The organism is Asaia sp. W19 (assembly GCF_003994335.1).
Taxonomy (GTDB): domain Bacteria; phylum Pseudomonadota; class Alphaproteobacteria; order Acetobacterales; family Acetobacteraceae; genus Asaia.
In genome coordinates, this window is record NZ_PNQZ01000038.1 from 19,524 (window position 1) to 32,729 (window position 13,206).

Sequence of the window (13,206 nt, forward strand, 5' to 3'; positions counted from 1 at the left end):
TTGGCGCCGATCACATGCCGGAAACGCGTCCGGCAAATCTCCCGGCAGGCACGCCGCCTCTTCTTTCGCTCTCCGGGGTGGCCAAGTATTTCCCCGGCGTGATTGCGAACAAGGACGTCTCGATCGATTTTTACGCCGGGGAAATTCACGCATTGCTCGGTGAGAACGGTGCGGGCAAATCGACCCTGATGAATATTGTCACCGGCCTCTATCAGGCCGATGAAGGCGAATTGATCCTTGATGGTTATGGCGTTCGGTTCGACAGTCCCGAGGCGGCTATCGCGTCCGGGATCGGCATGGTGCATCAGCATTTCAAGCTCGTCCCGCGCTTCACAGTGGCTGAAAATCTCGCGCTCGGCTGGAGCGAAACAGGACGGTGGCTAAGCAGCAAGGAAATCATTCGGCGCGCGGAGGCCGAAGCTTCCCGGTTCGGCCTTGAGATAAAGGCCGATACTCCGATAGACAGTCTCACCTCGGGTGAGCAGCAGCGTGTCGAGATCTTGCGCGTGCTGTCACGTGGCGCGCGAATGCTCATTCTCGATGAGCCAACCGCCGTTCTTAGCCCGCTCGAGGTCGGGGAACTCTATGCCGCGTTGCGCCGCTTCCGTGATGGCGGTGGCGCGGTCATTCTGATCAGTCACAAGCTCGACGAGATCATGGCGCTGGCCGATTGCGTGACGGTTCTTCGTCATGGGCGTGTGGCCGGCACGCACAGAATTGCCCATACGACACCGGCCACATTGGTAACCGAAATGATTGGTCGCCCGGTCGAGCAGAAAACCACCTATCCCCGTGCTACTCCTCGCTGCTCGCAGGAAACTGTGATTGCGTTGCAGGATGTCTGCTGCCGCGATTCCTCAGGGCGTGTGCGGCTGCAGCCGCTTTCACTCGACATTCGCGCAGGCGAGATCCTGGGCGTCGCGGGGGTCACCGGAAACGGACAGGCAGAGCTTGCCGATCTGCTTACCGGGCTGAGCGTGCCACAGGAGGGGCAGGTCCATGTTGCCGGGCGCGTCATGCGCGCCGCCGGACCGGGCGCTTTCCGGGAGGCCGGTATAGGCTATGTGCCTGAAGACCGCCTGCACAAGGCCCTCGCTCCCGCTCTGGGGGTAACCGAGAACGCGGTGATGCGCGTTTTTCGCGCGAACCCCGTGGGCGGGCGGCTCGCCTATCATGCCGCCGAGGCGCTGCGCTTCACGCGTTCCCTGCTCAGCCAGGCTGAGGTCACGCTCGCTGATCCCGCAGCGCCCATAAGGGGGCTGTCGGGGGGGAACCAGCAAAGGGTAGTCCTTGCACGCGAGCGCATGATCAGCCATCGCGCGCTGATTGCGAGTTACCCTAGCCGCGGTCTGGATATCGGGGCGATTGCCACAATGCGTGAGACACTCGCCGAAATCCGGGACGAGGGCAGGGCGGTCGTTCTCATTTCCGAAGACCTCGACGAGATCCTCGCGCTCAGTGATCGCATCGCCATTCTCTGTGGCGGGAGGCTGATGACGGTGATCGAAAACGGGGCGCTCGACCGCGCTCAGATCGGCGCATTGATGAGCGGAAGAGATAAGGGAGAGCCGTCATGAGTCGCCGTATCCGCCTGGCGGTCGTTCCGGCCCGGCGTATCCTGATCGGCCGGTGTGTGGCGCTGAGTTGCGTGTTTCTCGTGCTTGGGGTCGTTCTGGCCATGCTTGGCCTCAACCTGGCAATGGTCACCAGGCTCGTTCTCACCTCGACTTTTGGCACGGTCTTCGGTCTCGAAAATCTGGCTCTGTATATGACGCCGCTTCTCATGACGGGGGCCGCCGTCTGGCTGGCCCTGCGCGCGGGGCTCTGGAATATCGGCGCAGAGGGGCAATTCCTTGCCGGGGCGACGGCTGCGGCGTCGATCGGCTTGTTCGTCCCGCTCCCGTCCTCACTCAGCCTGCCCCTGGCCGCGATCGCCGCTTTGCTGGCCGGGGCAGCATGGAGCGCGGTTCCCGCCGCCGGGCGCGCCTGGCTGGGGGTGAGCGAGATCATCACGACGTTGCTGCTGAACTTCATCGCTTCCTTTCTCGTCTATTATCTCGTGACCGGCCCCTGGGTTGATCAGGTGACGGGCGCGCAAGTTTCAAGCGAGCGCATGAAAACAGCGATCCCGTCGCTGTATAGTGTCGTTCACTGGGGTGGCCCCTTCGCACTGGCCGTGGTGACGGCGCTGGGGCTGGGCCTCAAGCGCAGCCGGTTCGGATATGAGCTGACCCTGTGTGGCTCCAACCCCGAAGCGGCGCATTATGCCGGTGTTACCGTTGCACCGCGCCTGTTCCTCGCACTCGTGTTTTCTGGGGCTCTCGCTGGGCTTGGCGGCATGATGGAGGTCATGGGTACGGTCCATCGCCTGCAGGGCGGTCTTGCCCATGGCTATGGTTACCTTGGCATCGTTGTCGCGCTGCTTGCGCGTCATTCTGCGCTTGCGTTGATCCCTGCCGCTTTTCTGATGGCCGTGATTCTCAACACAGGTATTGTGCTGCAAACGCTCCAGGTGAGTGCGTCCTCGGTCCTGGCGATTACCGGGCTCCTCGTATTCGCTATCGCTGTGAGCGATGAATTGGCAGCGTACGTGAAGCTGGAGATGCAGAAATGACCCTCTGGATCTCTCTGGTTCTTCATGCCCTTGCCTATGGCAGCATCCTGGCCCTTGCTGCGCAAGGCGAGGTCGTGGCCGAGCGTGCCGGTGTCATCAATCTCGGTGTTGAGGGGCTCATGGCGCTTGGCGCCGTCATGGCTGTATTGACCGCAGACGCAACATCCTCGCCATGGCTGGGCTGCCTCGCCGCCCTTGCCATTGGCGGCGGCGGTGCGGCCGTTCTCGGACTTGCCACGGTCAATGGCGCCGCCAATCAGACACTGTGCGGTGTTGCCCTGACCTTTCTGGGTTTGGGATTGAGCGCCGTTTTTGGCCATTCGGTCGCCGGGCTTCCCGTCGCTGCAGTCTTCGCCTCATGGCCCATACCCGGTCTGTCGCGCCTCCCCCTGATCGGGGCCCTCTTCGATCAGAGTCCGTTTGTCTATCTTGCCTTCGTCATCCTGCCGATCTTGGGTCATATCCTGCTGTTCCGGACACGCATGGGGCTGAGCCTGCGCGCCGTGGGAGAGAACCCGGCAGCAGCGGATGCGGTAGGTATTCCGGTCAGACGCTTCCGCCTCTGGGCGGTTGTGGCTGGAGGGGCGCTGGCCGGACTGGCGGGGGCAGATATGACGCTTTCGGTCATGCCCGTCTGGTCAGAGGGAATGATCGCAGGGCGGGGGTGGATTGCGGTGGCGCTTGTAATCTTTTGCGGTTACCGGCCGATCCTCGCTGCGGCGTCCTCCCTGCTGTTTGGCCTCGTCATGTCGCTCAGCTTCTTCGGCCAGGCCGAGGGATGGCCCGTGCCCCCTGCTATCCTCAACATGACACCCTATCTCGGCACAATTGTTTTCATGATCGTCCCAGCGCTCCTGCTCCCAGGTCTTCGCCGTTTCATGGCCGCTCCCGCTGCGCTCGGGACGCCGTATTTTCGCGAAGAGCGTTAGGCCGCACTCAAGGCAGCGCCCAACCTGTCCGCATCGCGCAGGGCATTTCACGGGAGATGGGCAAATGCTGCTGATGACCTGAGGTATCCGAACAGAATGACGCAATAATGTGGCCTGCGATGTGATTGCCGCTTTCTGACGAAGTGTGGTGCGCGCTGAACTCTCTGTGAGACAAGGCCTCTGGCGCTTACCTCCCGCAAACAAAAGTCATAGAAAAGCTGTGATTAATCACAAGGAGTGTGATCATGGAGATGAAGTTCACGGCGTCGGATATCGATTTCGACTTCAAGCTGCAGGGCAAGATTGCCCTTGTTACCGGGGGTGCCTCCGGGATCGGTGCGGCCATTGCCGCGGCTTTTGTCAGCAAGGGCGCACAGGTCGCTGTTGTCGATGTCAATCAGGACAATGCAGCGGCCAAGGCCGAGGCCCTTGGCGCGGCGGCGCGTCCTTTCTCATGTGACGTGTCGAACCCTGATTCCGTACGCAAGATGGTTTCCGATGTGGTCGCCAGCTTCGGGCGCATCGATATCCTCGTCAATTGCGCTGGGGTCGTCTTTCTTGCGCCAGCCGAGACATTACCGCTCGACTACTGGGACAAGACGATCGCCATTAATCTCAAGGGGAGCTTTCTGGTGACGCAGGCTGTTGGTCAGGAGATGATCAAGGCAGGCAAGGGGGGACGTATCATCAATTTGGCCTCGCAGGCGGGAACGGTCGCCATTGAGGAACATGTCGCTTATTGTGCTTCGAAGTTCGGCGTGATCGGCATGTCCAAGACATTCGCAGCCGAATGGGGTAAATACGGTATCACCGTCAACACGCTTTCCCCTACGGTCGTTCTCACCGAGCTTGGCAAGAAGGCCTGGGCAGGCGAAAAGGGCGAGGCCGCGATCCGACGCATCCCAACTGGCCGTTTCGCGATTCCCGAAGAGATCGCCGCTGCTGCACTCTTCCTCGCCTCGTCCGGGGCGGCGATGATCAATGGTGCGGATCTGCTGATCGATGGTGGCTACACCATACTCTGAAGACAGAGGGTTTCACGAGCCACGCTATCCTCAATGACAGCGTGGCTCCACTTTGCGCAGTGTATTCTAACGCCCAATCCCAGCAAACTCGGCCTTTCAGCCAATGCCGAGTGCCAAAGCGGTCTGGGTTGAGATCAGGCGCCTCAGTGCGACGAGGCTCGTTCCCCCCCGTGGGTGGACGCGGTTTGTAAGTATCAGCACGTAGCTTTCCGTATCTGGAGACACCCAGAGCGAGGGGCCAGTGAAGCCGGTATGACCAAATGAGTTCTTCGGAAACCGCTCGCCGCGCAATGTAGAATAATGCGTGTCTATATCCCACCCAAGCCCGCGCAATTCACGCTGACGCGCGGGTTGTGCGGGGCGCGTCATGGCGAGCACCGTTTCCTGAGTGAGGGGGAACGAACTGTCTCTTCCCGAACGCCGGTCGAGCAGGGCTGTGATATAGCGTACAAGATCTTCCGCGCAGGAAAAGAGCCCGGCATGGCCGGCAACGCCGTTCATGCGGCGCGCCGTGGGATCGTGAACGACCCCGCGCAGCATGACGCCAGTCTCGTCATACTGCGTCGGGGCAATCGACGGACGCCTGTCGAGCTGAGGGTGAAAGCCGCTTTTTGACATGGATAGAGGGTTGAGGATCAGCGCGCGCGCATAGATGTCTAGGCTCTCCCCCGTGAGTTTCTCCACGATAAAACCGAGCATTAGATAGTTGATGTCACTGTAAATGAATCTTGTGCTGGGTTCGGCGGCGAGTGGCGAGGCACAGGCGCGGGCAAACGCCTCTGCGCGACCGGACCAGTTCTGATCAAGCGGCAGATCGGGCGGCAAACCGGAGTAGTGCGTAAGCAGCAGGCCGATCGTGATATCTCCCTTCTGGTTGGCGGCGAAATCGGGAAATATCGTTGCGATTTTCGTCTCGAGGGAGATCTCGCCGGTTTCGATGAGGCGCATGACGCACGGTGCTGTTATCAACGGCTTAGTCAGCGATGCCATATCGAATACTGTATCCAGGGTCATCGCCTCGCGATGCGGCTCAAGCGCGCGCCAGCCAGCGACACGGCGATGGACGACCCGATTTCGATCGCCGATGATCAGAACGAAACCTGGAAGCGTGCCCCTGCTGACAGCCTGATCGAGCGTGTGATCGATCTCGCCGAATTGGGGCTCAGCGCACCCTGGGGGGCAAATACCGATTCCACCCAGGCCGATGACAATCTGCCTTCTTGTGATCATGCGATGCCATTCCTGCCCTGCGGTCTGAGACCAGAAGATCGGGTTTCAGACCGCAGAGCAAGGTTATTGCCAGCTCCCGCCATGACTTCCGGCACGGTTCGATGTGGCAGCGAAACCACATTCGGTCATACTTTGTCAGGAAGTAGTCATTCAACGACAAGGTGTCCTCTTCAAAAGACGTTTGATTTCAACGGATTGGCTGATGTGTCATCAAACTGTCATACGGGAGTCATCAAAGCTTCGCAGGAAGCGGCGCAGAGCAGTGGGTAAGGGAGGCTCACACCCACCGCAGCATCGGAAGATGATACTGACATGACCTCTCTCCCCCGTGCCTGTCGCTTGTTGCTGGCATCGGTGTCGTTGGCCTCACTGGCCGTCGCGACCCCGGTGCGTGCCGCAAGTCTCGATCAGATGAGTCTGATGGAGCAGCAGATCAAGGCCATGCAGTCGCAGCTCGCAGAGATGAAGCGCGAGCACCAGCGCGAAATGAAGCGCATCCATGACCAGCTGGCGCAGCAGCGTCAGGCAGAAGAGAATGACCCTTATGGCGCGCGTAACGGCTATCGCGGCGCGCCAGCCCACGGCTCCGGTGCCATGTCCCCGGGCGCAGGCTTCGCTACCGCTTCGGCTCCCGGGCCGAATAGCAATGTCCTGCTTCCCCCTGTCAATGCGGCTACCCCTTATGGCCAGCTGACCGGTACCCCAACCGGCCGCGTGACCGATCTCTACGGGCCGCTTCATCGCGGTCAGATCCAGATTGGGGGCATTCGCATCACGCTGGGCGGCTATGTCGAGGCCGCGACCATGTTCAGGTCACGCAACAACGTGTCGGATATCTCTTCCAACTTCGGCTCGATCCCGTTTGCGAACAGCCCGAACTACCATATCAACGAATTCCATGAATCGGCACGTCAGAGCCGTCTGGCAGCACTCGTCGAAGGCGATATCACCAAGGCCCTGCGCGCTCAGGCGTATATCGAGACCGATTTTCAGGGCTCGGGGTCGTCCTCAAACTCGCGCCAGTCAAACTCCTACGTTCTGCGTGAGCGCGTATTTTACGGACAGTTGATCGACGATGTGGACGATCTGACCCTGCTCGGCGGTCAGAACTGGTCGCTTCTCACCATGTTTAACCATGGCATGCGGGCTCGTGACGAGCAGGTGCCATTGTCAATCGACGCCCAGTATATTCCTGGGTTCAACTGGACGCGTAACACCCAGATCCGCCTCGTGAAGGGCTTCGATCACAGCCGCTATAATGTCGGTATCTCGGTCGAGAACCCGCAGCAGGTCATCGCGGTCGGTTCAGGCGGCCAGTATCTGCCTGCCGGCGCAACGTCGGGCACGTATCAGAATGCTGGTGTCAACGTGAACAACCCGTCCACGAATTACTCGACGGATGTGGCTCCCGATGTCATTGGCAAGCTCGCAGCTGATCCGGGCTGGGGCCATTACGAACTCACCGGTCTGCTGCGCTTTGCCCATAGCCGCGTCTCCTATACCGGAACCGGACAGAGCAGCACCAAGCTGGCTGGCGGTGGCGGCGGTGGACTGATCCTGCCGGTCGAAAAGTCTCACAAGGTGTTCTTCCAGGCTTCCGGGTTGATCGGGACCGGCATTGGTCGTTATGGCACGTCCAATATTCCCGACGTGACCATCGATTCCAAGGGCCAGGTCAAGCCGATGCCTGCGGCGAATGTACTGGTCGGTCTTTACGGCAATGCCACCAAGGCGCTCCAGCTCTATGCCTATGGCGGTATGGAAATGCTGCGTTCGCGCTCCTATTTCAATGTAGGCGGCAAGCATTACGGCTACGGCAATCCGCTCTACAACGTCGGTGGCTGCGATATCGAAGGGGCGGCGTCCAGCGCCTGCCAGACCAGCATCAATCGCGTCGTGCAGGGTACAGCCGGGTTCTGGTGGACCTATCTGCATGGTGATTACGGCACGCTGCGGGTCGGCGCGCAGTATTCCTACACCTATGTCACCTCCTTCAGCGGGGTGGGCGGCACGCCACACACCAACGACAACATGGTGTTCCTGTCGCTGCGTTACCTGCCTTTCCAATAAGGGCAGAGCGAAACGGCCTCCCCGTCGGGAGAGGCCGGTCATCGAGATCAGGAAGCCGCCAGAGCATCACGCTCTGGCGGTTTTCTGCATTCAGAAGTCGGCGTTAACACGGCCGAAGTAATATCCGCCTGTCATCGGCACCTGTGCAGAGGCCGAATCATAAACATTCACGCCATTCGATGCGAGATAAGCGGGCACCTTGCGAGGACGCAGGTTGAAGATGTTGTTGGCGCCCACTGCTACATGCCAGTGATCGTTGAAACGATAACCGAGTTCAAGATCGGTCAGCCAGCGCGGCGTGTTCTTGAACTGTGCGAAGCAGGTATTCGATCCACGCAACGCGCCGCCGGTCAGCGGGCAGATGGCACTTGCCGGGGTCCAGTCCTGATAGGTGAGCATGCCCACGGTCTCACCGTAACGGGTCTGACGCAAATTCACGTCCCAATGGCCGATTGTGTAATAGGCATTGAGCACGATCTTGCTGCGTGGAGATTCCGTGGTGAGATAGGAAATCGTCTGCGCATTGAGCAGCGGACGCCCCGCAGCAGAGAGCCCGTTATGGGTCAATGTGGTTCGGTTGAGGTTGAGCGCCATGGAGAGCACAACCGATCCGTAGCGCTGCAATCTCAGGCGATAATCCGCCTTGATGTCCAGCCCCTGGGTGCGTGTACTCGCTCCGTTCGAGAAGAAATACGCCGAGAATCCGGTCGGATTGCTGAGCGTCGCCCCACCTGGAAGCGTGTACCCCATCTGCTCAATGGCCGTGATGGCCTGAGCGCCCACCACAGAACCACCTTGCACGATGCGATCTCTCAGATTGATCTGATAGACATCAGCCTCGACATGAAAATTCTTGACTGGCTCCAACACGATGCCGCCGCTGGCATTGGTGGAACGCTCCGGCTTGAGCGCACTGGCGCCAAGCGTACGCGCAGCTTCGGAGGCCACTGGCAACAGGCCTGAAGCTGAGGTCGGGCCAACACTGAGGGCGCTGTAATGCTGCTCGGCCAGTGTTGGCGCGCGGAAACCATTGCTGATTGTGGCACGCACGGCAATGCGCTTTGTAAAGTCGTAACGCGCCGAGATCTTGCCGTTCTCGGTATTTCCGGAAGCCGTGTAGTGCTCGAAACGCCCCGCCAGATCGATATCGAGCTTGGGAAGCGGATGGAAATCGTCGTCGATATAGGCCGCCCAGATATTGCGGCTCCAGCTCCCGGCATTCTGTGGCGCGGCACCCGCATAGCCCTGTGTCCCGCCCGCCTCATAGGAGGGAGGTTCACCGGCGACGATATCGTACATTTCGAGGCGATGCTGACCGCCAAAGGCGAGCGTCATTGGCACGGCATCTGCGATGCGGAACCCGCGGCGTATGTCGAGATTGTTGGTCCACATCGCGTTGCGATAGGTCTCAGCGCGTGCGCTGGTGGGGGAATATCCGCAACCCTGCGACGAGTAGTATGGCAGGGCCCGATTGGTGGTCTGGCAGGAGCGACCGAGCATACCCGTATTGGCGGTGTTGATCGTGTTGATGTCGTCCTCATCCGCACCGTATTCGGTGCTCACATCCCAGTCGAAACCAAAGAGATGGCTCCCCTTGAACCCGAGATTGGCCTGATAGTCGTTCTCCTCGATGGCTTCGATCGGCGAAAAACCGGTCGGATAGAGGGTGGGCGCAATCGTGGGGATGCGATAATTCTGGATCGCCTCGGCATGACGATGGGCATAGGTGATGAGCCCATAGAAATCGACGGTGCTGCTCACCTTCTTGCCGAAATCGATACCCAGATTCTCACGCGTTTCCTCAGGCGTACTCATGATCTTGTTCGAGTTGTAGGGAACTTTGATCGCGCCGGGGAGAATTCCGTAATACCCGACCGTATTTGCACCCGGCGGGGCATAGGGCAGCAGGCGATGGTCCTGTGTGTCCAGAAAGAAGTGGTCGGTGTGATAAACCTGCCCGCTCAGATGGAGATACCCATCACGCCCAAGCTTCATGCCGCCATCGGCGTTGAGCTGATAATTCCAGCCCGTGCCTGAATAGGCATTCGCGCCGGTCTGGGCGGTCATATGAAGTCCGTGATCCTGCTTCTTGGTGATGATATTCACCACGCCCGCAATGGCATCCGACCCGTATTGCGCGGCGGCACCGTCCTGCAGCACCTCTATATGGTCGATGGCATTGGCTGGGATCATGTTCAGGTCGACCGGTGTAGAGCCGAACTGCGGTCCCGGGTTCTGTACGACGTTGCCGGTCACATGGCGTCTCTTGCCATCCACCAGCACCAGCACGTCGTTCGGGTTGAGACCGCGCATGCGGATCGAGCCGGTGAGTGCTGCCGTATCGCTGCCTCTTGTCTGGATATTGATGGCAGGATTGACGCGCGTGATTGCGTCGGTGAGGTTGAGCTGACCCGAACGCGCGAGTTCTGCGCCGCTGATGACCGTGATCGGGCTGGTGCTGTCGCGTGCCTTCCGATTGACTGCGTGGGTGCCCGTCACGATCACGGACTCGTCGCCTGATATCGCTCTCTGCCGTACCGACCGTCTTAGGGTTTGTTCCTGGCTTGCTCCTTGCACAGGTTTGCCTGCCGTTTTGCCAGGGGTCCTGCGTGCATGCGTTTCTTTGGAACCTGCTGCCTGGGCGTCTTGGAGCAGGGCCATGGCAGTTATCACGGTGAGTGAGGCCGTAAGAAGGGAGGCGCGTCGTCTCATCTAGGGCCTTTCTGATGTATATCGGAACGTTCCTATATCGGAACGATCTGCAAGAGGTTATGTCGCGTAGCTGGCCTGGAACGCGACGTCAGGAATGCGCGCAAGGGAGCAGCCGGGCTGGGACCGGCGCTCCATTGCGACATGGAAACGATAAATGCGATTTTAAGGAAACAGAAGCCCTGAATCGTCTGCGCAACATTCTGTCATAAATGAGACCATTTCAGGTCAGAATCCTGCTGAAAGCGAGACGACACCTGCGAAGCCGCCTCCAACGAAATAGGTCGGTGCCCGTCCCGCGATCGTCGTGCCATATATGCCCCGCGTCGGGTTCCGATTGAGCCCCACGCCATTGACCCCTGACAGATATCCTGATCGCCCGAGATTGATCAGGTTGAGCTGAAGTTGCGGCGTTTTGAGGCGCTGACTGCTCTGCAGCCGGTAGCCCAGCGAGAGATTTGCGGTCGCGAAACCGGGGATCTTCTCGTCGTTCATGAAGGTCGAATAGGTCGGCCCGACATAACGTCCATTGAACAGCCCGAAGAATGCGCCATCATCATAGGAAAGACCGAGGCCGCCCGAAAATTCCGGCGTACGGACCGGTCTTTTGCCGGCTGTCGGCAGGTAATCGCTTCCAGAGCGGATATTATTGTCGATGGTCGCGTGAATGTACTGCCCCGAAAGGTAAGGGCTGAAGCAATGCCATGGCTTCAAACCAAGCTCGAACTGAGCGCCGCGCGCTGTCTGGCCACCGCCATTGATCGACTCTGTTGTCATCACGCCATTCAGAGGCGTGGTGGTGGTTACCTGGCGATTGGTGAAGTTGTAGTTGAAGAAAGCGAGCGACAGGTTGACGAGGCCGGTATGGCGATAGCCGATCTCCTCGCCAATGGAATATTCCGGTCTCGTATCAGATGAAGCGCTGCGTGTCTGGAGACCGCTCGTCAGGCTGAAGCGATCCTGGTAGCTCGAAATGCCTGACGGAGCCCTGAAGCCGGTTGTGCCATTCAGATAGATCTGGTCATGGGGCGATAGACGGAAGGCGGCCGAGACCTGGGGCAGGGGCGAGACATAGCTTGCCCCGTTGCGGTAGCGCGCGCCTGGTAGGAGATTGGTGACCGAGCGAGACACCATCACAACGCGCAGACCGGCCGTGATTGTGAGGCGATCATGCAGAAAGTGGGCGCGATCAGTGAGCGAGAGCGCGTTGATCTGCTGAACGAGCCGAGCGTCATAGGATGAGAGCGGCGCGCCACTGGCTGTGAGGATCGGATAATCCCCCCATTGATTGGATACGCCTCCCTGCGCGTTGGGCAGAACATAGCGCGAGAGGCTAGAGAAATCGTAATAGGAGTACCAATAGCCCAATGAGAGACGGTTACGACCCGTCTCATAATGCAGGGCGCCGTTCAGTCCCGGATGAGATTGGCGATAGGCATCTGTCGCAACCGAAACAAAACTGGTGCCTAGAGTGGCTGGAACCTGCAAGGCCCCTGCAGGGCTATTGCCATTATAGCTCCCCAGGCGGCTGAGCGTGGTGCCGTAGCTGTCATACCCCCAGACATAGATAAAATAGGGCGTCAGATCGAGCCGAAGCTGCCGCGAGAGATACAGGGAAAGTGGCGCCGCGAGAAAGCTCTGGGCACGGGCATTCTCCTGATATCTGTAATAGTTCGGATCACCGGGAACATAACCGGATGTGTAGTTGAAGTCGGTGCCATATTGCTTCCATTGCGCCATGGTCGGTGGGCGCAGGTAGGTGCCGCGCTCCCGATTAAACGAGAAGATCAGATCGGCGGTGCTGTTTTTGCCCCATTCCTTGCTCAGACGCATATCCGTGTGGAACCTTCGCATCGGCCCTGCGCCACGCCACGGATCCGCCCCACGATAGGAAAACGACGCAAAGCCCTTGGGGCCGTTCTGGCCGATCCGTCCTGTATCGAGCCTTACGAACTCACGGTTCAGATTATACGATCCCCAGGAGCCGCCAATGAACCCGCCACGCTCCTCCGATGGTTTGCGCATACGCATCGAGAGCGTCCCTCCCACGGCGTTATAAAGGGGGGCAGCGGTCGAGGTGCCTCCCTGAGCCAAGGTAACGGAAGTGATGTTTTCGCTATCCACCGTCTGGGAGGCGTAGGGCACGAGAAACAGGGGCGGCGCCGCAGGCACGTTCTCGAAGAGATAGCCAATTTCGGTCTGATCCAGTCCGCGAACGGATAATCCCTGCTGCTCGTCATTCGTGCCCAGTGGATCATTGCCGGAATAGACCACGCCCGGAAGGCTTGCGATCATGGCCAGAGGGGACAGAGTGGGCGATTGCCTGGCAATGAAATCTCGCGTGAGACCACTCTGGGCCCGCGGCGCAGTCTGGTTGGGCATCAGACCGCCGCCCGGTGTCGTACCGCTGGAACCGTCTGGATTGGCGCGCTTGTGGCGCACAACCACGATCTCATGCCGGGAGGGTTTGAGCGGTCGTGTGCGCGGTGTCTCCGGGCGGGACTCTCCGGATGGTTCAACGGTATCGGCGTCGGCCCGGTCGGGGAATGTAGTCAAGGCGCAGATCAGCGGAGACAAAAGAAAGAGGGTGATGCGTGTCATGGCTCGGGTCCGGCGCGGCTTTGTGTCC

8 protein-coding genes are annotated in these 13,206 nt (G+C 59.7%); 5 read left to right on the forward strand and 3 right to left on the reverse strand.

Annotated features, from left to right (window positions below):
- Window positions 1-14 precede the first annotated feature (14 nt).
- The 4 genes from C0V97_RS07835 to C0V97_RS07850 all read left to right on the forward strand — a co-directional run bounded on the left by C0V97_RS07835 (window position 15) and on the right by C0V97_RS07850 (window position 4,568).
- On the forward strand, window positions 15-1,577 hold the full coding sequence (locus tag C0V97_RS07835) for an ABC transporter ATP-binding protein (RefSeq protein ID WP_127102084.1): 1,563 nt from the start codon (window positions 15-17) through the stop codon (window positions 1,575-1,577).
- Entirely contained in the window at window positions 1,574-2,614 is a 1,041-nt protein-coding gene (locus C0V97_RS07840; protein ID WP_127102067.1) for an ABC transporter permease, read from the forward strand. Before C0V97_RS07835 ends, C0V97_RS07840 begins: the two co-directional genes overlap by 4 nt.
- The gene (locus tag C0V97_RS07845; RefSeq protein ID WP_127102068.1) at window positions 2,611-3,543 is read left to right on the forward strand and encodes an ABC transporter permease; all 933 of its coding nucleotides are present in this window, start codon (window positions 2,611-2,613) and stop codon (window positions 3,541-3,543) included. The genes C0V97_RS07840 and C0V97_RS07845 overlap by 4 nt, the downstream gene beginning before the upstream one ends.
- Before the next feature lie 245 nt (window positions 3,544-3,788).
- Window positions 3,789-4,568: a GolD/DthD family dehydrogenase gene (locus tag C0V97_RS07850; RefSeq protein ID WP_305006224.1), complete on the forward strand. Its 780-nt coding sequence runs from the start codon at window positions 3,789-3,791 to the stop codon at window positions 4,566-4,568.
- A gap of 96 nt (window positions 4,569-4,664) precedes the next feature.
- Here the strand turns inward: C0V97_RS07850 and C0V97_RS07855 are convergent, their stop codons facing one another.
- Window positions 4,665-5,798, reverse strand: a complete 1,134-nt coding sequence (locus tag C0V97_RS07855; RefSeq protein WP_127102069.1) for a serine hydrolase — start codon at window positions 5,796-5,798, stop codon at window positions 4,665-4,667.
- 312 nt (window positions 5,799-6,110) lie between these two features.
- Between C0V97_RS07855 and C0V97_RS07860 the strand changes: the two genes are divergently transcribed.
- Window positions 6,111-7,868, forward strand: a complete 1,758-nt coding sequence (locus tag C0V97_RS07860) for a hypothetical protein (RefSeq protein WP_233582044.1) — start codon at window positions 6,111-6,113, stop codon at window positions 7,866-7,868.
- 90 nt (window positions 7,869-7,958) lie between these two features.
- Here the strand turns inward: C0V97_RS07860 and C0V97_RS07865 are convergent, their stop codons facing one another.
- Both C0V97_RS07865 and C0V97_RS07870 read right to left on the reverse strand, forming a co-directional pair.
- On the reverse strand, window positions 7,959-10,580 hold the full coding sequence (locus C0V97_RS07865) for a TonB-dependent siderophore receptor (protein ID WP_127102070.1): 2,622 nt from the start codon (window positions 10,578-10,580) through the stop codon (window positions 7,959-7,961).
- A gap of 225 nt (window positions 10,581-10,805) precedes the next feature.
- Window positions 10,806-13,178: a TonB-dependent receptor gene (locus tag C0V97_RS07870; RefSeq protein ID WP_233582045.1), complete on the reverse strand. Its 2,373-nt coding sequence runs from the start codon at window positions 13,176-13,178 to the stop codon at window positions 10,806-10,808.
- Between the last annotated feature and the right edge of the window lie 28 nt (window positions 13,179-13,206).